The organism is Streptomyces sp. NPDC051172 (genome assembly GCF_040682555.1).
Classification (GTDB): Bacteria; Actinomycetota; Actinomycetes; order Streptomycetales; family Streptomycetaceae; genus Streptomyces.
The window spans coordinates 16,124-39,530 of sequence record NZ_JBFBBE010000055.1; the positions used below are offsets into that span (position 1 = coordinate 16,124).

20 protein-coding genes and 1 pseudogene are annotated in these 23,407 nt (G+C 69.7%); 9 read left to right on the forward strand and 12 right to left on the reverse strand.

Annotated features, from left to right (window positions below; genetic code table 11):
• Positions 1-10: 10 nt before the first annotated feature.
• From AB0N07_RS29065 to AB0N07_RS29085, 5 genes are all read right to left on the reverse strand, one after another.
• Positions 11-976 (reverse strand): CoA ester lyase, encoded by a 966-nt coding sequence (locus AB0N07_RS29065; RefSeq protein ID WP_365839995.1) that lies wholly within the window; start codon positions 974-976, stop codon positions 11-13.
• Positions 973-3,021, reverse strand: coding sequence for a protein meaA (locus AB0N07_RS29070; RefSeq protein WP_365839997.1), 2,049 nt, complete (start codon positions 3,019-3,021; stop codon positions 973-975). The genes AB0N07_RS29065 and AB0N07_RS29070 overlap by 4 nt, the downstream gene beginning before the upstream one ends.
• 17 nt (positions 3,022-3,038) lie before the next feature.
• A complete protein-coding gene (ccrA, locus tag AB0N07_RS29075; RefSeq protein ID WP_365839999.1) occupies positions 3,039-4,382 on the reverse strand; it encodes a crotonyl-CoA carboxylase/reductase in 1,344 nt (447 codons plus the stop codon).
• Between the two features lie 390 nt (positions 4,383-4,772).
• On the reverse strand, positions 4,773-5,591 hold the full coding sequence (locus tag AB0N07_RS29080; protein ID WP_365840001.1) for a TetR family transcriptional regulator: 819 nt from the start codon (positions 5,589-5,591) through the stop codon (positions 4,773-4,775).
• Positions 5,592-5,727: 136 nt separating this feature from the next.
• Positions 5,728-7,533 (reverse strand): 3-hydroxybutyryl-CoA dehydrogenase, encoded by a 1,806-nt coding sequence (locus AB0N07_RS29085; RefSeq protein WP_365840003.1) that lies wholly within the window; start codon positions 7,531-7,533, stop codon positions 5,728-5,730.
• A 397-nt stretch (positions 7,534-7,930) separates the two neighbouring features.
• On the opposite strand from AB0N07_RS29085, the gene AB0N07_RS29090 reads away from it, so the two are divergent.
• Positions 7,931-8,506 carry an adenylosuccinate lyase gene (locus AB0N07_RS29090; RefSeq protein ID WP_344398037.1) on the forward strand — a complete coding sequence of 192 codons (576 nt, stop codon included), beginning with the start codon at positions 7,931-7,933 and terminating at the stop codon, positions 8,504-8,506.
• 7 nt (positions 8,507-8,513) lie between these two features.
• Here AB0N07_RS29090 and AB0N07_RS29095 read toward each other — a convergent pair whose 3' ends face one another.
• From AB0N07_RS29095 to AB0N07_RS29115, 5 genes and pseudogenes are all read right to left on the reverse strand, one after another.
• Positions 8,514-9,014 (reverse strand): GNAT family N-acetyltransferase, encoded by a 501-nt coding sequence (locus tag AB0N07_RS29095; protein WP_365840085.1) that lies wholly within the window; start codon positions 9,012-9,014, stop codon positions 8,514-8,516.
• Positions 9,015-9,034: 20 nt separating this feature from the next.
• Entirely contained in the window at positions 9,035-9,433 is a 399-nt protein-coding gene (locus tag AB0N07_RS29100; protein WP_365840005.1) for a RidA family protein, read from the reverse strand.
• 62 nt (positions 9,434-9,495) lie between these two features.
• Complete coding sequence (locus AB0N07_RS29105; RefSeq protein WP_365840007.1) at positions 9,496-11,088, reverse strand: alpha/beta hydrolase; 1,593 nt, start codon at positions 11,086-11,088, stop codon at positions 9,496-9,498.
• Positions 11,089-11,223: 135 nt separating this feature from the next.
• Positions 11,224-12,057, reverse strand: a complete 834-nt coding sequence (locus AB0N07_RS29110) for a radical SAM protein (protein ID WP_365840009.1) — start codon at positions 12,055-12,057, stop codon at positions 11,224-11,226.
• 25 nt (positions 12,058-12,082) lie between these two features.
• Positions 12,083-12,445, reverse strand: a pseudogene (locus AB0N07_RS29115) (NAD(P)H-dependent oxidoreductase); the annotation flags it as partial.
• A gap of 172 nt (positions 12,446-12,617) precedes the next feature.
• Here AB0N07_RS29115 and sigJ point away from each other — a divergent pair.
• From sigJ to AB0N07_RS29150, 7 genes are all read left to right on the forward strand, one after another.
• The gene (sigJ, locus tag AB0N07_RS29120) at positions 12,618-13,565 is read left to right on the forward strand and encodes an RNA polymerase sigma factor SigJ (protein WP_365840012.1); all 948 of its coding nucleotides are present in this window, start codon (positions 12,618-12,620) and stop codon (positions 13,563-13,565) included.
• Positions 13,566-14,548: 983 nt separating this feature from the next.
• Complete coding sequence (locus AB0N07_RS29125) at positions 14,549-15,931, forward strand: glutamine synthetase (protein ID WP_365840014.1); 1,383 nt, start codon at positions 14,549-14,551, stop codon at positions 15,929-15,931.
• Positions 15,928-16,665, forward strand: a complete 738-nt coding sequence (locus AB0N07_RS29130) for an ABC transporter substrate-binding protein (RefSeq protein WP_365840016.1) — start codon at positions 15,928-15,930, stop codon at positions 16,663-16,665. The genes AB0N07_RS29125 and AB0N07_RS29130 overlap by 4 nt, the downstream gene beginning before the upstream one ends.
• Positions 16,665-17,366 carry a gamma-glutamyl-gamma-aminobutyrate hydrolase family protein gene (locus AB0N07_RS29135; RefSeq protein ID WP_365840018.1) on the forward strand — a complete coding sequence of 234 codons (702 nt, stop codon included), beginning with the start codon at positions 16,665-16,667 and terminating at the stop codon, positions 17,364-17,366. The genes AB0N07_RS29130 and AB0N07_RS29135 overlap by 1 nt, the downstream gene beginning before the upstream one ends.
• Positions 17,367-17,406: 40 nt before the next feature.
• Positions 17,407-18,606 carry a cytochrome P450 gene (locus AB0N07_RS29140; protein WP_365840020.1) on the forward strand — a complete coding sequence of 400 codons (1,200 nt, stop codon included), beginning with the start codon at positions 17,407-17,409 and terminating at the stop codon, positions 18,604-18,606.
• Between the two features lie 48 nt (positions 18,607-18,654).
• Positions 18,655-18,843, forward strand: a complete 189-nt coding sequence (locus AB0N07_RS29145; protein WP_365840022.1) for a ferredoxin — start codon at positions 18,655-18,657, stop codon at positions 18,841-18,843.
• 1 nt (position 18,844) lies between these two features.
• Positions 18,845-20,068, forward strand: a complete 1,224-nt coding sequence (locus AB0N07_RS29150; protein WP_365840025.1) for an FAD-dependent oxidoreductase — start codon at positions 18,845-18,847, stop codon at positions 20,066-20,068.
• Between the two features lie 78 nt (positions 20,069-20,146).
• Here the strand turns inward: AB0N07_RS29150 and AB0N07_RS29155 are convergent, their stop codons facing one another.
• Both AB0N07_RS29155 and AB0N07_RS29160 read right to left on the reverse strand, forming a co-directional pair.
• The gene (locus AB0N07_RS29155; RefSeq protein WP_365840027.1) at positions 20,147-20,881 is read right to left on the reverse strand and encodes a cache domain-containing protein; all 735 of its coding nucleotides are present in this window, start codon (positions 20,879-20,881) and stop codon (positions 20,147-20,149) included.
• A gap of 44 nt (positions 20,882-20,925) precedes the next feature.
• Positions 20,926-21,675, reverse strand: a complete 750-nt coding sequence (locus tag AB0N07_RS29160) for an FCD domain-containing protein (protein ID WP_365840029.1) — start codon at positions 21,673-21,675, stop codon at positions 20,926-20,928.
• 199 nt (positions 21,676-21,874) lie between these two features.
• Between AB0N07_RS29160 and AB0N07_RS29165 the strand changes: the two genes are divergently transcribed.
• Complete coding sequence (locus AB0N07_RS29165; protein WP_365840031.1) at positions 21,875-23,401, forward strand: amino acid permease; 1,527 nt, start codon at positions 21,875-21,877, stop codon at positions 23,399-23,401.
• Positions 23,402-23,407 lie beyond the last annotated feature (6 nt).

Here is a 23,407-nt window from a genome sequence, read left to right on the forward strand (position 1 = left end):
TCAGGGCTCCTCAGTTGTCGGGGGTCTCGAACTTCGACGTGCGCTGCATACCGGCCGCACGCCCCTTGCCGGAGATGACCAGCGCCATCTTGCGGCTGGCCTCGTCGATCATCTCGTCGCCGAGCATCGCGGAGCCCTTCTTGCCGCCCGCCTCGGACGTGTAGTAGTCGTACGCGTCCAGGATCAGCTCGGCGTGGTCGTAGTCCTCCTGGGAGGGCGAGAAGATCTCGTTGGACGCCTCGACCTGGCCCGGGTGCAGCACCCACTTGCCGTCGAAACCGAGGGCCGCGGCGCGCTGGGCGACCTCGCGGTAGCCGTCGATGTTGCGGATCTGCAGGTAGGGACCGTCGATCGCCTGGAGGTTGTTGGCGCGGGCGGCCATCAGGATCTTCATCAGGATGTAGTGGTAGGCGTCCGCCGGGTAGCCGGGCGGCTGCTCGCCCACGACCAGCGACTTCATGTTGATCGACGCCATGAAGTCGGCCGGGCCGAAGATGATCGTCTCGACGCGCTGGGAGGCCGTCGCGATCTCGTTGACGTTGTTGAGGCCCTGGGCGTTCTCGATCTGCGCCTCGATGCCGATCTTTCCGACCTCGAAGCCCATCGTCTTCTCGATCTGCGTCAGCAGCAGGTCCAGGGCGACGATCTGCTGGGCGGTCTGCACCTTCGGCAGCATGATGCAGTCGAGGTTCTGGCCGGCACCCTCGACGACCGTGACGACGTCGCGGTACGTCCACTCGGTCGTCCAGTCGTTGACGCGCACGACCCTCGTCTTGCCGGTCCAGTCGCCCTCGTTGAGGAACTTGACGATGGTGTGCCGCGCCTCGGGCTTGGCGAGCGGGGCGCACGCGTCCTCGAGGTCGAGGAAGACCTGGTCGGCGGGGAGGCCCTGCGCCTTCTCCAGGAAGCGGGGGTTGCTCCCGGGGACCGCGAGGCAGGAGCGTCGCGGACGCAGACGGTTGACGGGCGTGGTCATGCGGGGACCTCCAGGGGGTCGAGCTTGTTCGCTTTCCGGATCTCGTCGACGATGCGGCCGATGATTCCGGTGATGTCGAAGTCCTTCGGGGTGAAGACCGCGGCCACTCCGGCGGCCCGCAGCTGTTCGGCGTCGCCATTGGGGATGATGCCACCGGCGATCACCGGTATATCTGTGGCACCGGCCACACGGAGGCGCTCCAGCACGTCCGGGACCAGCTGCGCGTGCGAGCCGGAGAGGATGGACAGGCCGACCGCGTGCACGTCCTCGGCGAGGGCCGCGTCCACGATCTGCTCGGGGGTGAGCCGGATGCCCTGGTAGACCACCTCGAAGCCGGCGTCGCGGGCCCGCACGGCGATCTGCTCGGCGCCGTTGGAGTGCCCGTCCAGGCCGGGCTTGCCGACCAGGAAGCGGAGCTTGCCGACGCCGAGGTCGCGGGCGGTGTCGTCCACCTTGCGGCGCACGTCGTTCAGCGCCGAGCCCTCCGCCGCGGCGACCGCGACCGGGGCGGACGAGACGCCCGTCGGCGCCCGGAACTCGCCGAACACCTCGCGCAGGGCCCCGGCCCACTCGCCGGTCGTGACTCCGGCGCGGGCGCACTCCAGGGTGGCCTCCATGAGGTTGTCGGTGCCCTTGGCGGCCTCCTTCAGCTTCTCCAGCGCCTTGCAGGGGCGCGGGTGGTTGAAGGGCGGCTGGTAGCGGGTGTCGCGCCAGTGCTGCAGCGAGGCGATGACCCGGGCCTCGACAGCCGGATCGACCGTCTGGATGGCTGTGTCGAGATCGGCCGTGAGTGGATTGGGCTCGGTCGTCTCGAAGATGTTGACGCCCACGATCTTCTCTTGACCGGACTCAATACGGGCGCGCCGCTCGGCGTGCGAGGAGACGAGCTGCGACTTGAGGTAGCCGGACTCGACGGCGGCCATCGCGCCGCCCATCTCCTGGATCCGCTCGATCTCGGCCAGGGACTCCTCGACGAGCCCCGCGACCTTCGCCTCGATGACGTGCGAGCCCTCGAAGATGTCCTCGTACTCCAGCAGGTCGCTCTCGTGCGCCAGGACCTGCTGGATGCGCAGCGACCACTGCTGGTCCCAGGGGCGGGGCAGGCCCAACGCCTCGTTCCAGGCCGGGAGCTGGACGGCACGCGCGCGTGCGTCCTTGGAGAGGGTCACGGCCAGCATCTCGAGCACGATCCGCTGGACGTTGTTCTCCGGCTGCGCCTCCGTCAGGCCCAGGGAGTTGACCTGGACGCCGTAGCGGAAGCGGCGGTGCTTGGGGTCCTGGATGCCGTAGCGCTCAAGCGTGATCTTGTCCCAGATCCGGCCGAAGGCACGCATCTTGCACATCTCCTCGACGAAGCGGACGCCCGCGTTCACGAAGAAGGAGATACGGCCGACGACATCGCCCATGCGCTCCTGCGGCACCTGGCCGGAGTCCCGGACGGCGTCCAGGACCGCGATCGCCGTGGACATCGCGTACGCGATCTCCTGGACCGGCGTGGCGCCCGCCTCCTGCAGGTGGTAGCTGCAGATGTTGATCGGGTTCCACTTCGGGAGGTGGGAGACCGTGTACGCGATCATGTCCGTCGTCAGACGGAGGCTCGGCCCCGGCGGGAAGACGTGCGTGCCGCGGGACAGGTACTCCTTGACGATGTCGTTCTGGGTCGTGCCCTGGAGCCGGGTGATGTCCGCACCCTGCTCCTCGGCGACGACCTGGTAGAGCGCCAGCAGCCACATGGCGGTGGCGTTGATCGTCATCGAGGTGTTCATCTGCTCCAGGGGGATGTCCTGGAACAGCCGGCGCATGTCACCGAGGTGCGCGACCGGCACACCGACCCGGCCGACCTCGCCGCGGGCGAGGATGTGGTCGGAGTCGTAGCCGGTCTGCGTCGGCAGGTCGAACGCGACCGACAGGCCTGTCTGCCCCTTGGCGAGGTTGCGCCGGTACAGCTCGTTGGACGCCTCGGCCGTGGAGTGACCGGCGTACGTGCGCATGAGCCACGGCCGGTCCTTCTCCCGCACACCTTCGGCGGGCTGACGCTCAGTCATCTATGACCCCGGGTGTCTCAGATGTTGCGGAAGCGGTTGATGGCGTCGATGTGCTTGGCACGCAGCTCCTCGTCGCGCACGCCGAGGCCCTCCTCGGGGGCCAGGCACAGCACGCCGACCTTGCCCTGGTGGAGGTTGCGGTGCACGTCGTAGGCCGCCTGCCCGGTCTCCTCCAGGGAGTAGACCTTCGACAGCGTCGGGTGGATCTTGCCCTTCGCGATGAGCCGGTTGGCCTCCCAGGCCTCCCGGTAGTTGGCGAAGTGCGAGCCGATGATCCGCTTCAGGGACATCCACAGGTAGCGGTTGTCGTACTCGTGGTTGTAGCCCGAGGTCGAGGCGCAGGTGACGATGGTGCCGCCCTTGCGCGTGACGTACACGGAGGCGCCGAAGGTCTCGCGGCCGGGGTGCTCGAAGACGATGTCGACGTCCTCGCCGCCGGTCAGTTCGCGGATGCGCTTGCCGAAGCGCTTCCACTCCCGCGGGTCCTGCTCGTGCTCGTTCTTCCAGAACTTGTAGTCCTCGGCGTTGCGGTCGATGATCGCCTCGGCGCCCATCGAGCGGCAGATCTCCGCCTTCTGCGGGCTGGAGACGACACAGATCGGGTTGGCGCCGCCGGCCAGCGCGAACTGGGTGGCGTACGAGCCGAGGCCGCCGCTCGCGCCCCAGATCAGGACGTTGTCGCCCTGCTTCATGCCGGCGCCGTTGCGGGAGACCAGCTGGCGGTAGGCGGTGGAGTTGACCAGGCCCGGGGCGGCGGCCTCCTCCCAGCTGAGGTGGTCCGGCTTGGGCATCAGCTGGTTGGACTTGACGAGCGCGATCTCGGCGAGGCCGCCGAAGTTCGTCTCGAAGCCCCAGATGCGCTGCTCGGGGTCGAGCATGGTGTCGTTGTGGCCGTCCGAGGACTCGAGCTCGACGGACAGGCAGTGCGCGACGACCTCGTCACCGGGCTTCCAGGCGTTGACGCCCGGGCCGGTGCGCAGGACGACGCCCGCGAGGTCGGAGCCGATGATGTGGTACGGCAGGTCGTGGCGCTTGGTCAGCTCCGACAGCTTGCCGTAGCGCTCCAGGAACCCGAAGGTCGACAGCGGCTCGAAGATCGAGGTCCACACGGAGTTGTAGTTGACCGAGGAGGCCATGACGGCCACCAGGGCCTCGCCCGGGCCGAGCTCCGGCAGCGGAACCTCGTCCAGGTGGATCGACTTGCGCGGGTCCTTGTCACGGGTCTCCAGGCCCGCGAACATCTCCGTCTCGTCCTTGTGCACGGTGATCGCGCGGTACGACTCGGGGAGCGGCAGGGCGGCGAAGTCGGCCGGCGTCGATTCCGGCGACTGGATCGCGTCCAGGATGTCCTTGGTGGTCACGGTGTTGCCTCCGGCGATACGCGTCCTGAGGGAGGGACGCTGAGGGTTACGTCGGTGCCGTCGGTTCGGCGGTCATGCTGTGCGGCAGCGCTTTGTGGCGCGGGAGGTTGCCTGTGACGCAGGCGTCCGGGCGGGGCAAGCCGATGACTTGTTGGGACAGCCGACGTACGCATGGTCTCTGCACGCCGGCCGCCCGGACTCCTTCAACGTATGACACCGCGTGTCACCTTGCAAGGCACTGAGTGCCAGAGATTGCTCTCAGGTGAAATCTTTACGTAACAAATGAGCGATGATCGATCGAACGGCCCCTGAAAGATGCTGGAAAAGGGGCTCTGACATGCCAAAACGGCCACCCTGAAGGGTGGCCGTCATCACAGGGCGGAAGAGACCTCAGCGGTCCTTCAGCGCCTGCTCGATGGTCCGCATGACCTCGTCCAGCGGGGCGTCGGTACGGGCGACGGCGACCAGGACCTCGCCCTGGGTGGAGACGGCCGCGGGAGCCGGCGGAGGGGTCGTCGTCGTGGTGCTGCGCCCTGCCCCGATGCCCGTCCCGAACGTCTTGCGCACGATCGCGAAGGCGTGGTCGAGCTGCGCCTCCACGTCGCCCTGGCCGCCCGCCCGCAGCCAGCGTCTGAGGACGTGGTTGTGGGCGGTGACCACGGCGGACGCGGCGACCTCCGCGAGCAGCGGGTCGTCGTTGGCGTCGTCGTCGTGCGCGTGCTCGTCGAAGTGGCCGAGGAGATAGCGGGTGAAGAGGCGCTCGTAACGCGCCACCGACGCGATCTCCGCCTCGCGCAGGGTGGGCACCTCGCGGGTGAGCTTGTAGCGGGCGACGGAGATCTCGGGCCGCGCCGCGTACATCCGCATGACTTCCTTGATGCCGCGGCACACCGTGTCGAGCGGGTGCTCGTGCGCGGGAGCCGCATTGAGCACGGCCTCCGCACGGATCAACGTGTCGTCGTGGTCGGGGAAGATCGCCTCTTCCTTGGAGCGGAAGTGGCGGAAGAAGGTGCGGCGCGCGACCCCGGCAGCGGCCGCGATCTCGTCGACGGTGGTCGCCTCGTACCCCTTGGTCGCGAACAGCTCCATCGCCGCGGCCGCCAGCTCGCGGCGCATCTTGAGCCGCTGGGCGGCCGCGCGACCGCCTGCGGCACTTTCCGGCGCGTCGGGCGTGGCTGGTGTACGTGAGGACTTGGCGGGCTGGGACATGACCCGAACGTACTGCATGTGCGCAGCTTGTTGCGCATGTACGGGGGTGACCCCGCCCTGCACGGGCGGGGGCCCTCCGGTGGGGCCGAGCAGTCCGCCCCAGTCCGTCTCGCCTCTGAACCAGTCGCCGGCGCCGTCAGCGGCGGGCATATTCGCGGAAGCCACGGCCCGTCTTGCGGCCGAGGCAGCCCGCGGCCACCAGGTGCTCCAGGAGCGGCGCGGGGGCCAGGCCCGGGTCGCGGAACTCGCGGTGCAGGACCTTCTCGATCGCCAGGGAGACGTCGAGTCCGACGACGTCCAGGAGTTCGAAGGGGCCCATCGGGTAGCCGCCGCCCAGCTTCATCGCCGCGTCGATGTCGTCAAGAGATGCATAGTGCTCCTGCACCATCTTGATCGCGTTGTTGAGGTACGGGAAAAGCAGGGCGTTCACGATGAAGCCTGCACGGTCGCCACAGTCGACCGCGTGCTTCTTGATCCGTCCGCACACCTCGCGAACCGTCGCGTGGACGTCCTCGGCCGTCAACACCGTACGGACGACCTCGACCAGCTTCATCGCCGGCGCCGGGTTGAAGAAGTGCATGCCGATCACGTCCTGCGGGCGCGAGGTGGCGCGGGCGCAGGCGACGACGGGCAGCGAGGAGGTCGTGGTGGCCAGGACCGCGCCCGGCTTGCAGACCTTGTCCAGCGCCTGGAACAGCTGCTGCTTGATCTCCAGGTCCTCGGCGACGGCCTCGACGGCCAGGTCGACGTCGGCGAAGGACTCGTAGGAGCCCGCTGCGGTGATCCGGTCCAGGGTCTGCGCGGCGGCCTCGGCGGTCATCCGGCCCTTGTCGACGGAACGCGAGAGCGACTTGCCGATACGGGCCTTGGCGGCCTGCGCCTTCTCCTCGCTGCGGGCGGCGAGGACGACCTCGTACCCGGCCTTGGCGAAGACCTCGGCGATACCGGAGGCCATGGTGCCGGAGCCCGCGACACCGACGGAGCGGATCTCGCGGCCCGGGATGAGGGCGGCGCCGTCCAGCGGCGTCAGTGCGTCCCGCACGACGGCGGCGCTGCCGGGAGCCTCGTAGGTGTAGAAGCCGCGGCCCGACTTGCGGCCGGTCAGGCCCGCCTCGCTGAGCTGCTTGAGGATCGGCGCGGGGGCGTGCAGCCGGTCGTGGGACTCGGCGTACATGGCCTCCAGGACCGTGCGTGCGGTGTCGACGCCGATCAGGTCGAGCAGCGCGAGCGGGCCCATCGGCAGACCGCAGCCGAGCCGCATCGCCGCGTCGATGTCCTCGCGGGAGGCGTACTTCGCCTCGTACATCGCGGCGGCCTGGTTGAGATAGCCGAACAGCAGCCCGTCGGCGACGAACCCGGGCCGGTCGCCGACCGCCACGGGCTCCTTGCCGAGGTCGAGGGCGAGGTTGGTGACCGCGGTGACGGCGGTCGGCGCGGTGAGGACGGACGAGACGACCTCGACGAGCTTCATCGCCGGCGCCGGGTTGAAGAAGTGCAGGCCGAGCACGCGCTCCGGACGGGCCGAGTCGGCGGCGAGACGGGTCACGGACAGGGCGTTCGTGCCGGTCACCAGGATCGTCTCCGGGCGGACGATCCCGTCGAGCTCGCGGAAGATCTGGTGCTTGATCTCGTACGACTCCGGAGCCACCTCGATGACGAGGTCGGCGTCGGCCGCGGCTCGCAGGTCGGTGGAGGTGCTCACGCGGGCGAGGGCGTCCGCGCGCTCCTGCTCGGTCAGCCGGCCCTTCTCCACGGCGCGGGCCGTGGCCGTCTCCAGGGTGGCGACGGCCTTGGCGACCGCGGCCTCGCTGATGTCGATGCCGACGACCTCGCGGCCGGCCTTGGTGAGGACCTCGGTGATACCGGTGCCCATGGTGCCGAGGCCGACGACGGCAATGGTCGTGAGCGAAGCGGAAGGGGTGTGGGGCAGGGGAGTGGCCATCACGGGACTCCAGGCATGAGGGTGACGACTGGGAGAGCGCCCGGGTGCGCCGAGGGAAGGCCGGCCGAAGCCGGACCTGGCGCACCGGGTGCGTGAAAGAGATGCGGGTGTTGCCGGGCTGCAAGCGCACACGCCCGGTGCCGTCGCCGTGGGCGCGCACACGCCTGGAGCGAACGGTGAGAAATCCGACCGGCCTTGTCCCGTGGCCGGGTCGTGCTGCGATACCTGAGGTACCGAACCGACTTGCTCCTACGGCAGCTGCGTCACCAGGCCGCCGCAAGGGATGCGAGTGGGTAACTCGCTCGTCTGAGCTTAACCGGCGGGTAACGAGCGCGCTAGTCCCCGTGTTTGTGATGTACGTCCCGAGGGATCGGCGGCCCCTCTAATCTTCGGTGTCATGGACGAAGAGTTGCGATCACTCACGGAGCGTTTACGGGCGGAGTCGGGGGCGACGGCCGCATACGACCGTCTTGTGGCCACCGAGGATCCCGACGAGCTGGCGCGGGTGCTCACCGAGCCCGGACAGCCGCTGTGGGCCAGGGAGCTGGCCGCCTTCCGGCTGGGGCTCGCGGGTGACCGGCGTGCCTTCGAGTCCCTCGTCCTGTTTCTGAACCACCGCGATCCGCAGCGCTGCGCCTCCGCCGCCCACGCCCTCGCCCGTCTCGACGACCCGCGCACCGCGCGCGCGGCAGCCGCCCTAGCCACCAACGAACTCCGCGTCGCCTACGCCCTGCACCCGGTCCGGCTCCTTGCCGAGCTGCGCGCCCCCGAGTCCGTACCCGCGCTGATCACCACCCTGGAGCGCAGGTTGCGCCCGCACGACCCGTACCGCCGGGTGGCGCTCGCCTGCGTGGAGGGCCTCGGCGCCCTGGAGGACGCCCGCGCCAGACCCGTACTGAACGAGGCACTGGCGCACCCGGCCCTGGCCGAGGCGGCGGTGCGGGCGCTGGCCCGGATCCCGAGACAGAGGTGAGGCCGCGTCAGCCGGTGAGCTTCCTGACGTACCGCACCTCCGGCACCTCGACCCCGTCCACCTCGAAGGGTTCCTCGGCGCCGTCCGGAACGAAGCCGCAGGCCTCGTAGAAGCGGCGCGCGCCGTCGTTCTCCTTGAGGACCCAGAGGAACATGCGCCCGTGCCCGGCGGCCGCACAGCGACGCGTGGACTGCCGGAGGAGGGCTCGCCCGATGCCGCCGCGGTACCGGCCCGGGGCGACGTAGAGCGCGTACAACTCGGCGTCGTCCGTGTGTGCTTCGCCGTCCCGGTACGGGCCGTGGCAGAGCCAGCCGGTGATCTCCCCGTCCTGCACGGCGACCAGGTTCAGCACGCCGGGGTTGGGCTGCAGGAAGCGCATCCGCTGGCGTTCGGTGTTCTCCGGCACGCTCATCCTGTCGAGGTAGGACTGCGGGACGATCTCCCGGTAGGCCGTCTGCCAGCCGCCGACGCGGATCTCTGCCGCGCGCTCGCAGTCCCGCAGGGTCATTTCGCGGACCTGAAGGGCACTCACTCGGCCACCACCGCGAACGCCTCGATCTCCATCAGGAACTCGGGTCGGACCAGGGCGGCGACCTGTACCGCGGACGCAGCGGGGAGGCGGTCGTCGGGTATGTGGGCGGCGCGGGCCGTGCGGATCGCGGGCAGGTGCGCGGTGTCCGTGACGAAGTAGGTGAGTTTGACGACGTCGTCGAAGGTCGCCCCGGCGGCGGCCAGGCAGCGACGGAGGTTCTCGAAGACCTGGCGGGCCTGGGCCTCGGCGTCGCCCTCGCCGACGAGCTTGTCCTCCTCGTCCAGCGCGAGCTGGCCGGCGATCGCGACGAAACGGCCCGTGCCCATGACGACGTGGCTGTACTGCGCGGCGGGGAAGACCCCGGCGGGGGCGGTGATCCTGGTCAGCTCACTCATGTGTCCATCGTGGACCATGGGTGTGACAACGCCCCCGACGGGACCTCATCTTCGGGTCGTGCTCAGCCGCGGAAGCCGATCAGCGTGTGCAGCGTGGCGCCGCCGGACGTCTGAGCCGCCTTGGTGCTCATCGCCTCCTTGGTGCTGAGCGGCTTGGGGTCGGGCTTCTTCGGACACACCGCGTCGACCGGGCCGCCGCTGCGCGGCACCGTGCCGTCGGACAGGTACGTCGCCAGGTACTTGTCCAGGCAGGCGTTCCCGCTCAGCGTGATGCCGTGGTTGCCGCCGCCCTGCTCGACCACGAAGCTCGAGCCGGCCAGCAGACGGTGGACCGTCGCGCCGCCCTCGTACGGGGTCGCCGCGTCGTTGGTCGCCTGGAACAGCAGCACCGGCGGCAGCTTGTCGTTGGCGACGTGCACCGGCTTCAGCGAGTCCGTCGGCCAGAAGGCGCACGGTGCGTTGTACCAGGCGTTGTTCCACACCATGAACGGCGCCTTGTCGTAGACCGCCCAGTTGTCCTTGCGCCACTGGTTCCAGTCGCGCGGCCAGGAGGCGTCACGGCACTGCACCGAGGCGTAGACGCTGTAGCCATTGTCCCCGGATGCGTCGACGGCGCCGAAGTTCTGGTACGCCTCGACCAGCGGGTCGGAGTTCTTGTCGTGCACGTACGCCGCGAACGCCTCGGCGAGATACGGCCAGTAGCCGTTGTAGTAGCCGCCCGGGATGAACGTGTCCTCCAGCTCGGAGGCGCCCACCTTGCCGCCGGCCGGCTTCTTGGCGACCGCCTTGCGCATCGCGTACCACTTGGCCTCGACCTGGGCCGGGTCGGTGCCGAGCTTGTACGTCGAGTCGTACTTGGCGATCCAGGCCATCAGGGCCTTGTGCCGGGCGTCGAAGGCGTAGTCCTGCGCGAGGTTGTCGTCGTACCAGACGCCGGTCGGGTCGACGATCGAGTCCAGGACCAGGTGCTTCACGCGCTGCGGGAAGAGCTTGGCGTACACGGCGCCCAGGTAGGTGCCGTACGAGTAGCCGAAGTAGCTGGTCTGCCGGGCGCCCAGGGCCGCGCGGATCGAGTCCATGTCCTGCACGGTCTGAACGGTGTTGATGTACGGCAGCAGGCTCGCGTACTTCGTTCCGCAGGCGGCGGCGAAGGACTTCGCCCGGTCGAGGTTGGTCTTCTCCAGGGCCGGTGTGCTCGGCACGGTGTCCGGGCGCACCGGGTTGAAGTGGCCCGGCTCGCAGTCCGGTGCGGGCTTGCTCTTGCCCACCCCGCGCGGGTCGAAGCCGATGACGTCGTACTGGGCCGCGACCGCCTTGGGCAGGGAGGAGGCGACGAACCCGGCGAGCGTGAGACCGCTGCCGCCGGGACCGCCGGGGTTGACCAGCAGCGGGCCCTGGCTCTTCGGCGCGGTGTGCTGCACGCGCGAGAGAGCGAGCGTGATCTGCTGCCCGTGCGGATGCAGGTGGTCGAGCGGCACATTGAGCGACGCGCACTGGAGCGTCGGATAGTTCGTGGTGGCGCAGTTCTTCCAGGTGAGTTTCGCGGCAGGAGCGGACTGCGGGGACTGCGCGGTGCTCGCGCCGGCGGGCGGAGCCGTGAAGCTTCCGGCCACGACGACGGCGGCACCGCACAGCACCGCTGCGCGTTTTCTCATGAAGTCCTCCCAGGACGGAGGGTTTCGGACCGCGAGGCTCACGGTCCTCGCCGCATCGTCCCGGAAAGCCGCCTCGGAAGAACTCGTTCTGGCAGGACTTGACCCGATTGGGTCGCGGGATGCGCTCGTATGCTCTCAAATGAGCGTGAGTTGGGTCGGTTCGGACACCGTCGGCTCGGTCGCCTCGGGCGGTGGGATCCGCCGTGGCATGCCCGCGCGCGCGGGGCCGATCCCGTACTCCTGTGCCAGCTCATGGACCTGACGGGTGATCCGGCGCTGGTACCACTTCGGGGCGTAGGCGCCGTCCGCGTACAGGCGCTCGTAACGGCGCACAAGGTGCGGGTGGTGCCGGCCCAGCCAGGCCATGAACCACTCGCGGGCGCCGGGGCGCAGATGCAGCACCAGCGGGGTGACGGAGGTGGCTCCGGAGGCCGCGATCGCCCGCACGGTGGCGCGTAGTTGGGCCGGCCGGTCGCTCAGGAACGGGATCACCGGGGCCATCAGCACGCCGCATCCGATGCCGTGCTCGGCGAGTGTGCGGACCACTTCCAGGCGGCGCTCCGGCGCGGGCGTGCCCGGCTCCACCGTGCGCCACAGCTCGGGGTCGGTGAAGCCGACCGACACCGAGATGCCGACGTCCGTCACCTGGGCCGACTGCACCAGCAGATCGAGGTCGCGCAGGATCAGCGTGCCCTTCGTCAGGATCGAGAAGGGGTTGGCGTGGTCGCGCAGGGCGGAGAGGATGCCCGGCATCAGGCGGTAGCGGCCCTCGGCGCGCTGGTAGCAGTCGACGTTCGTGCCCATCGCGATGTGCTCGCCCTGCCAGCGGCGCGAGCCGAGCTGGCGGCGCAGCAGCTCCGGGGCGTTCACCTTGACCACGATCTGCGAGTCGAAGTCGAGGCCCGAGTCGAGGTCCAGATAGGTGTGCGTCTTGCGGGCGAAGCAGTACACGCATCTGAAGGAGCTCACACAGTGCCCGCAGCTGCCGGGCCGCATGAGTGCCGCCGTCGGCGCCGTAGGAGACGAACCCAACGGCCTTGTGGGCCCATTCCGCGTACAGGTAGTCGATCGCGTTCTTGAGCACGCCGGGGATGGAGGCGTTGTACTCGGGGGTGACCATGACGAATCCGTCGAAGCGGGCGATGGTGTCGGCCCACGTGCGGGTGTGCCCGTGCTGGTACCGCCCAGCGAGCGCGGGCAGCGGCTCGTCCAGGTGCGGCAGCGGGTGGTCGAGCAGGTCGATCACCTCGAATGCGGCGTCGCCGCGGCGGGCCGCCCGCTCGTGGACCCACCGGGCGACCTGGTCGCCTTTGCGGCCGGGGCGTGTGCTGCCGATGAGTATTCCGATCCTGGTCATCGCTGTCTCCTGAGGTGTCCCGCCCGGGTTCTCCGGGCCGGTGGCGTCTGTGAGCGGTACGACGACACAACCCCGCGGAACGTCAGGGAGATTCGAAGACCTGACAATCGGGCGTGCTGTCTCGTCGGACTGCCCGAGGGACGATCCGAGAGATCAGGGAGCCACCGGAACCATGACCGATCACGCGAAGTCACGGCACGACGAGTCCGACGCAGGCTTGGACGCGATCATCAGCGAGCGGCGGCGGCTGATCGGTCTCGCCTACCGCCTCCTCGGTTCCCTGGCCGAGGCCGAGGACGCGGTCCAGGAGACCTATACCCGCTGGTACACCATGTCCCGACAGCAGCAGCACGCCATCGAGTCCCTCGGCGCCTGGCTGACGACGGTCGCCACCCGCGTGTGCCTGGACCTCCTCGGCTCGGCGCGGGTCCGGCGCGAGCGTTACATGGGCGAATGGATCCCAGAGCCCCTGCCCGAGCGGACCGACTGGATCAGCGGGCGCACAGGCAGCGCCACGACCGATCCCGCGGACCCGGCCGACCGGGTCACACTCGACGAGTCGGTGAGCATGGCGTTCCTTGTCGCCCTCGAATCCATGACCCCGGCTCAGCGCGTCGCGCTCATCCTGCACGATGTCTTCGGCTACCCGTTCGCCGAGATCGCCGGGATCACCGGCCGCAGCCCGGCGGCATGCCGCGAACTGGCCTCCTCCGCCCGGCGCCGCGTCCGCACCTCCCTGCCCGCTGCGGCCCCGGCAGCCCACCAGGCGGGCCTCGTCAGGGACTTCAAGCAGGCGTGGGACGCGCAGGACATCAACGCCCTCGTCAGACTCCTCGCCCCCGGCGCGACGTTCACCGCGGACGGCGGCGGCGTGGTCGCCGCGGCGCTCCACCCGATCGAGGGCGGCGAAGGAATCGCACGCTACCTCACCGATCTCGCAGTCCGGGCGTCCGGCCGCCTGACGGTCCTGGAGCGCACGGTCAACGGCCTGGCCGGTCTGGTGATCGAACACGAAGGCGTCACCGTGGCTGTGTACGCGTTCGACGTCGCGGACGACCGGATCACGCACATCTGGGCAGTGCGCAACCCCGACAAACTCCGCCCGTGGACGGCGGGCTGACCTGCTGGACCTCGACAGCGCGGCACCTCCTGCAACCAGGCGCCCGGCGGCCCGCACCACGCGGTCGCCGACCCGGGGCTCCTCCTGGCGAAGCCCGAACAGATGGCCGCGACGCCGTCCACCTCGCCCTGGCGATCCTCCGCGAGGATGACGGATCGGCGATGGAAATGGAAACCAACCACTTCGCCCACGACCACGGCACCACACACCACCCCACTCCAAGCCGGACCTCTCCCGACCCCGCACGGCAGACCAGCCCCTGCGAACAACCGCGAGCGGCCGCATCCCCCGGACCCGCCTCGGCCTCCGCCGCACTGCGGACCGCGCCGGAGAGACTCGTGCCGGGACACATGGCGGGAACCCCTGCCGGCCCACGGACAGCCAGAGGTTCCCGGTGCGCCATCACAACCCGCGGCAGTGTTCTCCGCAGGCCCATGAAAGCTGCTGGCTTTCTTCAGATGTCCTCGGGCGGGAGTGATGACGTGGGTCGGTCCTTGCTCTGGGTGAGTTGAGAGGAAGGCGTCTGGCGGGCAAAGTCCCAGGCCAGACGCCTTCTTTCGTGTCTCTGGAAGAAGCCCGGCTTCTTCGGCGAGTAGCTCACCAGTAGGTTCCGAAGTGATTCGTGGTGACAACGAGCGCCGCTCGCAGGTCGCGCTTGCGTGACGATGGCGCCCTCGGTACGGCTTCGAGAGGCGACGGCGTGCCGCGAACGACTGTCCTGACGGGGCTCTATCAAGGCTGCTGCTTTCGCGGGTCACCCGAGCTGTGGCCACCCCGCGCATGTCACAGAGGCAGCCGTCCGTAGCCGCGTGAGCGGTGAGCATCGGCTAGGCCCCTGCGCTTCCGCCGTCTGGATTGGCAGCCTCACGGGTCTTGAATACCTGCAAAACTAGAGCTTAAATCTTTCAAGTGCGGTGCGCTCGCGTCGGGCGCACGGATGTCGGCTGCCGGGCAGCCGCAAGAACCGATTGAGGAGGCCGTGCATGACGGCAACGGCGTTGGACGGACACAGGGAGACGAACTCGCAAGGGCGGCTCCTGCGAGATCTCACCGAGCAGGTCACCGCGAGCGGCGTTAAGTACGTCTACTACCAGGTCGTCACGCTCACCGGCCGTGTGCTGGCCAAGGTGGTGCCCGCCGAGCATCTGCGCCGCAACCTGGAGCGCGGCGTACAGTTCCACCGCACCGCCGTCTCGGACCTTCAGTCGGACCGGCACGGCGAGCTGCTGGGTGGTGGAGCGGCGGCCGCCGAGTTCACCGCCATGCCCGACGCGGACACCTTCCGGGTGCTGCCCTGGGACCCGTCCGTGGGCCGGTTCCTCTGTCGCCTCTACGAGCCCTCCCATGTGCCGGTACGCGGCGGTGAGCCGCTGGCGACCGACCCGCGCGGAAACCTCTTCCGGCTCCACGACGCCTTCACGGCGACCACGGGGCTGCGCCTGAAGTCGGGGTGCGAGCCGGAGATGACGTGGCTCGGCCCGTCACTGGAGGTCAAGGTCCGCCCGGGGGCGAGCCCCGCGTATCACGCCGGGAACCTTGAGCTGATGCGGCCGATCTACCAGAAGCTCATCGACTACGCGCAGGCCATGGGCCTGGACATGATCGAGGGCGACTACGAGGACGCCGGACAGCTCGAACTGAACTGGATGTACGACTCCTGCGAGCTGACCGCCGACCGTCTGATCACCTACCGCCAGATCTGCCAGCAGGTCGCCCGGGAGTTCGGCGTCACCGCCAGTTTCATGCCGAAGCCGACCACCGGCAGCATGGGCAACGGCTGCCACCACAACCTGAGCCTCTGGCACGGCGACGAGAACATCCTGGAAGACGCCGGACGCCGTGAGCTGCACCTGACCGAGCGCGGTCGCCACGCGCTGGGCGGACTGCTCACCCACGTGCCCGGCTCCATGGCTGTGATGGCCTCCACGGTCAACTCCTACAAGCGCTTCTGGGATGCCGGCCAGTTCGCCCCCTCGCGGGTCAACTGGGGCCTGGACAACAAGACCTGCACGGTCCGGCTGTCCTCCAACGGCCGCCTGGAGTACAAGCTCCCCGACGCCAGCGTCAACCCGTACCTCTCGCACGCCGCGCTCCTGGCCGCCATGCAGGACGGCCTGGAGCGCGAGCTCGACCCGGGCGAGCCGCAGACCTCCAGCAGCTACGACGGGGGCGGCCCTGCCGAGGAGGCACTGCCGCTCACCCTCGGCGACGCGCTCGCGGCCTTCGACCGCGACAAGATCGTCCGCTCCGCCTTCCCCGAGGAACTGGCCACTCTCTTCGGCCGGCTCAAGGCCGACGAGTGGGCCCGCTCCTGCGGGGCCGTGACCGACTGGGACCGCGAGATGTACCTGGAGTACCTGCCGTGACCGCGAACGAAGCAACCGAACTGCGCATCATCTGCGCCGACCTGGACGCCCGGCCGCTCTTCTGGACCGGAGAGGAGGGCGAACGGCTCGGCTTCGAGCCCGAGGTCGGCCTGCTGCTGGGCGAGGTCCTCGGGCGGCCGGTGCGCTGGGTCTTCAGCGCGTGGGCCGACTTCGTGCCGAACCTGAACGCAGGCAACGGCGACGCCATCCTGTGCGGCCAGGGCATCACCGAGCGGCGGCGGCGCCTGGTCGACTTCACCCGGCCGTACGCGGTCTTCGACGAGTCCGTCCTGACGCGCGCGGACAGCACGGTCACCGGCCCCGACGGCCTCGCGGGACGCCGGGTCGGGGCGATCGCGGGCAGCACCAACATGGCCCTGGCCGAGACGTTCAAGGACGTCGGGCTGGTGCCCTTCGCCGGTTCGAGTGACGACGTCCTGGGAGACATGGTCGCCGCTCTCCGGCTCGGCGAGATCGATGCTTTCGTCGACGACGACGTCGCCCTCGTGCCGCTCGCCGAACAGCCGGACCTGCGCATCGCGTTCACCGTGCCCACCCGCAACGCATGGGGCATCAGCGTCGCGAAGGGCGACGACGGTCTCCTCTCCGCGCTCGACGCCGCGCTGGTGGAAGTGGCGTGGGACGGCCGCCTGGAGGCGGTGTGGAAGCGGTGGATGCCCGACCTCGCCTACCCCTTCGCGGGGGCGCCGGCGTCGGACGGGGGAGGAGCCTGATGCGGCCGTTGATCGCCGTGACCGGCATGCCCTCCTCGCAGGTCAAGGGCTTGCGGAGACGTGGTGTGGTTGCTGCGGAGAAGGTCCTCGAAGCCGTCTTCCGGGCGGGCGGGGATCCGGTGATCCTGCCGCCCACGAGCCGGCCGGTGGGGCCGCTGCTGGCTCGTTTCGACGGCGTCCTGCTGCCCGGGGGAGCGGATGTCGACCCCCGGCGCTACGGCGGTTCCCGGCGCGGCCTGTCGACCTACACCGCCGAGGACATCCAGGACGTGTTCGACCTGGCCGTGGCCCGACAGGTCGTGGCCGACGGCATCCCCCTGTTCGCCATCTGCCGCGGCATGCAGGTTCTCAACGTCGCCCTGGGCGGTGACCTGATCCCTGACCTGGCGGAGACCTGCGTGCCTCACCGCGACGGCTACCACAGGGTCGCCCTGACTCCCGGCAGCCGAACGGCCAAGGTCATGGGGAGCGACGAAGTCGTCGTCTCGTCCTACCACCACCAGGCCATCCGGCGTCTGGGCTCCGGCCTGACAGTGACCGGACGTGCGATCGACGACGTGATCGAGGTCGTCGAGCACGAGCACGCCCCCGTCCTCGCCGTGCAGTGGCATCCCGAGGACAACGCGGACCTGGTCGCGGAGCAACAGGCGCTCTTCACCGCACATGTCGACATGGCCCGCGCCGCCGTGGCCGCCGCCTGACGAGATCACCACCGAGATCATCACAAGGAGGGCCGTCACCATGGCGGTATCCAGCACCCAGGAACTGCCGTTCCTCAATGTCGCCGACCCCGATTTCGCGATGACGTCGGACGAGGTCGTGGCCGCCCGCGCCCGCAGCTGGTGCGCGCGGACCGACTACGGACTCGCCGCGCTCCGCTACGAGGCGGTCAAGACGCTGCTCAAGGACCGGCGGCTGCGCCAGGGCAGCCACGCCTGGCCCCGGCACAACGGCGTGACCGGCCCCTTCGCCGACTGGTGGGGGCACGTCCTGCTCAACAAGGAGGGCGCTGACCACGCCCGGCTGCGCCGGCTGGTCAACCCCGCCTTCTCGCCCAGGCTCATCGGCTCGCTCGGCCCGCAGTTCCGCGCGCTGGGTGAGGAACTCATCGACGCCTTCCCCGACGAGGGCCGGTGCGAGTTCGTCGCGCAGTTCGCCGAGCCGTACGCCGCCCGCGTGATCTGCATGATGCTGGGCATTCCGCAGAGCGAGTGGAGGACGATCGCGACCTGGTCCTCGGACATGGGGCTCGCCCTGGGCGTCACGTTCAAGCAGGACCTGCCGAAGATCGAGGACGCGCTGGAGGGCCTGTACGGCTACGCCGACGACCTCATCGCCGACCGGCGCGTGAACCCCGGCGAGGACTTCGTCAGCCGCCTGGTGATAGCCCAACGCGACGACGACAGCCTCAGCCACGAGGAACTGCGGATCATGCTCGTCCTGCTGATCTTCGGCGGCATGGACACCACCCGCAACCAACTGGGCCTCGCGCTGCAGACGTTCATGCGGCACCCCGACCAGTGGCGCCTGCTCGCCGAGCGGCCGGACCTCGGCGGCGCCGCCGTAGAGGAGGTCATGCGGGTCAACCCCACCGTGACCTGGGTGACCCGCGAAGCCGTCGAGGACTTCACCCACGAGGGCGTGGACATCGCCAAGGGCACCACCGTCCACCTGTTCTCCCAGGTCGCCGGAACCGACCCGGACGCCATCCCGGACCCCGGGTTCGACATCACCGCCGAACGCCCTCCGCACTTCGGCTTCGGCGGCGGCGCCCACCACTGCCTCGGCCACTTCGTCGCCCGCAGCGACATGAGCGAGGCCCTGCCCCTGCTCGCCCGCCGCCTGCGCGAACCGCGCATCGACGGCACCGCCACCTGGCTGCCCGCCAGCGGCAACACCGGGCCCATCGAACTGCCTCTCCGCTTCACCCCCGGCAACTGACCCACCGGCCTCACCACCCCGCCACGCCCCACGGAAGAAGCAACCAACATGAAGATCTGTGTCGACCTCAACAAATGCCAGGACCACGGACAGTGCGTCATCGCCGCCCCCGACGCCTTCGCGTTCGGCGACGACGGCAAGCTGACCTGGGTGACCGAACCCGACGAACGGCTGCGCCAGGACGTGGAGGACGCCGCGGACGTCTGCCCCGAGCAGGCCATCACCGTGGAGGACTGAGGTGTCCCGACAGGTAGTGATCGTCGGGGCCTCCATGGGCGGCCTGCGGGCCGCGGAACAGCTCAGGGCGGCCGGGTGGGACGGCGGTGTCACCGTCGTGGGAGCGGAGCCCCATCTGCCCTACAACCGTCCGCCCCTGTCGAAGGAAGTGCTGGCGGGGCAGGCGACCGACCCGGCCGAAGCACACGCCGGGCTCGCTTTCCGCAGGCGGGCGTCCCTGGACGACGTCGACTGGCGGCTCGGCGTGCCGGTGGTCTCGGCTGATCTGGAACAGCGGTTTGTAGGGCTCGCCGACGGTACGACGCTGTCGTACGACGGTCTCGTGGTCGCCAGCGGTCTGCGGCCCCGGCGCCTGCCCATGCCGGAGCCGAGCTGTGGCCGCCATGTGCTGCGCACCGTCGAGGACGCCGTGGGCCTGCGCGCGGACCTCACCCCGGGCGCCCGGGTCGTGGTGGTGGGCGCGGGATTCATCGGCTGCGAGGTCGCGGCCACGGCCAGGCGGCTCGGGTGTGACGTCACCGTCGTCGAGCCCGCAGGCGTACCGATGGGACGTGCCCTGGGCGACGAGCTGGGCCGGCTGGTCCAGGGCCGGCACGAGGCCGAGGGGGTGCGTTTCCGTCTCGGCAGGGTCGTGGCCGCGCTGCACGGAGGCGAGCGGGTGACCGGCGTCGAGCTCGACGACGGAACGGTCCTGCGGGCATCCGTCGTGGTCGAGGCCGTGGGCTCGTACGCCAACGTGGAGTGGCTGGAGGGCACGGGACTCGATCTGTCCGACGGCCTGCTGTGCGACAACCTGATGCGCGTCGAGGGCCGCCCGGACGTCGTGGCCGTGGGGGATGTCGCCCGCTTCCCCAACCCCCGCTTCGATGCGACGGTGCGCCGGGTGGAGCACTGGTGCATGCCCACGGAGACGGCCCGCCGCGCGGCCCGCACCCTGGCGGCCCACCTCGCCGCTGAGGCGGTGGACGAGCAGGCGTTCACGCCCCTGCCGGCCTTCTGGAGCGACCAGTTCGACCTGCGCCTGCAGAGCTTCGGCGCCCCGGCCCTGGCCGACCGCGTGGAAGTCCTGGAAGGAGTGCTGTCGGCCCCCTCCGATCTGGCGAAGGGAGTCGCGGTGGGCTATCGGCGAGGTGCCGCACTCGTGGGAGTGGTCACCGTGAACCTTCCGGCCCGGGCTCCCCACTACCGCGAGCTGGTGGACGCGGGCGTCGCCGTACCGGCATGAACGCCACGCGTGGGTGCCGCCCTCTGTCACAGGCAGGGCGGCACCCACGCGTTTCGTGTGTCCGGGCGATGTTGGGCTTCACTGTGGGGCGTCGACGCGTATCACGCTCCAGTCGACCTCAGGGGTGCGCACGCGTGCTCGTTCCGTGCCCGCTTCCTCGGACACCAGGTCCCGGGCCAGGGCGCCCACCGCCCACACGGGCGTGTTCGCAGCGAGCACCCGGCCCTCGCCCGTGATCACGACGGCGTCGCAGCCGAGCTGCTTCAGTGCCGGTACGACGAGCTGTTCGAAACCGCTCACCGGTACGTCCGCCCCCACGACGCCCACGAACCTGCCGTCCGCCATCAGCGGAAGGGCGAACGTCAGGAGGTAGAGGTCGGCGCCGTGCAGGTCGACGTACGGACCCATGACCGTGCCGTGGCCCTCGTCCCGGGGGATCGCGAACCACGGCTTGAGCGTGTAGTCGTAGTAGTTCTCGCTGCGCGGATTGAGGTCGAGGCGCAGCGGCCGGAAGCCTTTCTGGCCGGCCCGCTGCCACCATTCCAGGTGCAAACTGGCATCGGACAGCGCGTCCGGTGCCATGACCACGCCCGTGCCGTTGAAACGCCCCTCCTGCGCGTCCAGCATCGACTGGATCACCGGCCGCAGTGGCACGAGATCTTCGCTCCTGGGGTGTCTGCCGCGCGCGGTCGCCGTGCTCAGAAGAGCTTGCGCCTCTGCGCCCAGGACGTTCAGCGACGAGAACACGGACTCCACCGCGACGCGGAGGGAGTCGGCGCATCGGGCGATGCCGGTCGCTGCGTTGCTGGTCATCACTGCTCCGTCGGGGCAACGGGTGGCGTGCCGCCACCGGGGGATCAGGCGTCGGTCAACCGCAGATGGGTCCGTACGAGGTGGTGGGCGCCCGCGACGGTGTGCTCCTCCGCGAGCCTGCGGGCGGCGGACGCGTTTCCGGCGGCGATCGAGACCAGGATCTCATGGTGCCGGTCGGCCCACACCGAGACGTCGGGGGCGTCGAGGTCCGACAGCCACAGCAAAGGGCCGAGTTCCGCTTGCAAACGCACCTCCAGGCGGGTCAGTCTCACCGACTGTGAGGCCACGGCCACCTCGATGTGGAAGCGCGCGTCGGCCTTGCGGCGGTCGGCGGGTGTCTCCGCCTTGCGCAGGGCCGTGACCAGCTTCTCCAGGCGGTCCGCGAGGTCCGAGGGGGCGCGCTCGGCCGCGAAGTGGGCCGCGGCGCCCGACACCGCGAACTTTTCGTCGCCGAGATCGCGCAACTCCGACAGACCGATCTCCTTCAGGCGGCCCTGGTGGATCCTGGCCAGCCCCTCCTCGGGCGCGCGGATGAAGCTGCCGCCGTTGCGCCCGCGCCGGGTCTCCACGAGCCCTTGCTCGCGCAGGATGGCCAGCGCTTCGCGGACGGTGCCGTTGGCCACGCCGAGCTGCTCGGCCAGGTCGCTCTCGCTGGGGAGCTGCTCGCCCTCGGCCATGAGGCCCAGCGTGACCGCCTCGGCGATCCTGCGGACCACCATGTCCGCGCGGCCGGAGTCGGTCAGGGGTGCGAACACCGCGCTCATCACCGGCGAGTGGCCGTTCACTGCAGCCACGGCCCCTCCTCGACGGTCGCAACACAGCCGTAACCCGAAATCGCCTCAGGATACCAACCAAACCCTTGTCCTATGACCTTCAATGTCGTAGGTTTTCGGTCACCCAAGACGCCGGCCATCTGCCGGCCCCGTCGACGCCGCTTCCCCGCTGTCCCGTCGACCTCAACCCCAGTAGCGTGTTGCATCAAGGAGTTCGTCCATGCGCGACGCCACACCCACCCCGCAGCCCCCGGCCGACGCCGACTCCCAGCGCCTCGCCGCGCTGGGCTATGAGTCCGAGTTCAAACGGGACATGAGCCTGTGGGCGAACTTCTCGCTCGGGTTCACCTACCTCTCGCCCGTCGTCGGTGTGTACACCCTCTTCGCCGCCTCGCTGATGGCCGGCGGTCCGCCCATGATCTGGGCGTTCGTCATCGCCGGCGTGGGGCAGCTGCTGGTGGCCCTGGTGTTCAGTGAGGTCGTGGCGCAGTTCCCGGTGGCCGGCGGGGTCTATCCGTGGGCCAGGCGCCTGTGGGGTCGCAAATGGGGGTGGATGACGGGGTGGATCTACCTCCTCGCGCTGCTCTCCACCATCTCGGCGGTTGCCTACGGCGCGGGCCCCTACGTGGCCGCGGTCTTCGGTTTCACCTCGGACACGAAGGCGACCATCTTCTGTGCCCTCGGCCTGCTCCTTCTCGCCACTCTGATCAACTTCGGCGGTATGAAGGTGCTCTCCGCGGCGGCCGTCTTCGGATTCGTGGCCGAGATCATCGGCGCCATAGTGGTGGGCGCGTGGCTGCTCATCGCCCACCGGCACCACGGGCTGAGCGTGTTGTTCGACAGCTTCGGAGCCCAGGGCGACCACTCCTACCTCTACGCCTTCTCGGCGGCGGCGCTCATCGGTGTTTTCCAGTACTACGGCTTCGAGGCGTGCGGTGACGTGGCCGAGGAAGTCCCCAACCCCGGCAGGCGCATCCCGACCTCCATGCGGCGCACCATCTACATCGGCGGCGCCGCCTCGATCGGTGTGTGTCTCGCTCTGACCCTTTCCGTCACCGACTTCGGTGCCGTGATCAGCGGCAAGGACGCCGATCCGGTGACCTCCGTGCTCACCGAGGCGTTCGGCAGCGGTGGCGCCCGGGCCGTCCTCGTCGTCGTGCTGCTGTCCTTCCTGTCCTGCGCCATGAGTCTGCAGGCGGCGGCCAGCCGGCTGACCTACTCGTTCGCCCGTGACCGGATGATCATCGGCAGCCGCGTGCTGTCGAGCTTCTCCGAGCGGCTGCACGTGCCGCCGAACGCGCTGCTGCTCGCCGCCGTCCTGCCCGCGCTCATCATCGTGGGGTCCGCGTTCTCCGCCGACGCCCTCGTCAAGATCATTTCCTTCTCGACGCTCGGTATCTACCTGGCCTTCCAGATGGTGGTCTTCGCGTCACTGCGGGCGCGGATCCGCGGTTGGGTGCCCTCCGGTGACTACCGGCTCGGACGCTGGGGACTTCCGGTCACGGTCGGCGGCCTCGTCTACGGCATCGTGGCGCTGGTCAACATCTGCTGGCCGCGCACGCCGGGCACGCCGTGGTACGACAACTACATCGTGCTGGTCAGCGGCGTGGTCGTGGTCGGAATCGGCGGACTGTACATGGCCGTGGCCAAGCCGCACCTGCGTGGTGACGCGCCGGCCGGGGACGCCGTGGCGACTCAGCCGGGTGGTCCGGTGGCCGAGGCGTCCTCATCGGCTGCCTCTGTCTGACGCAGG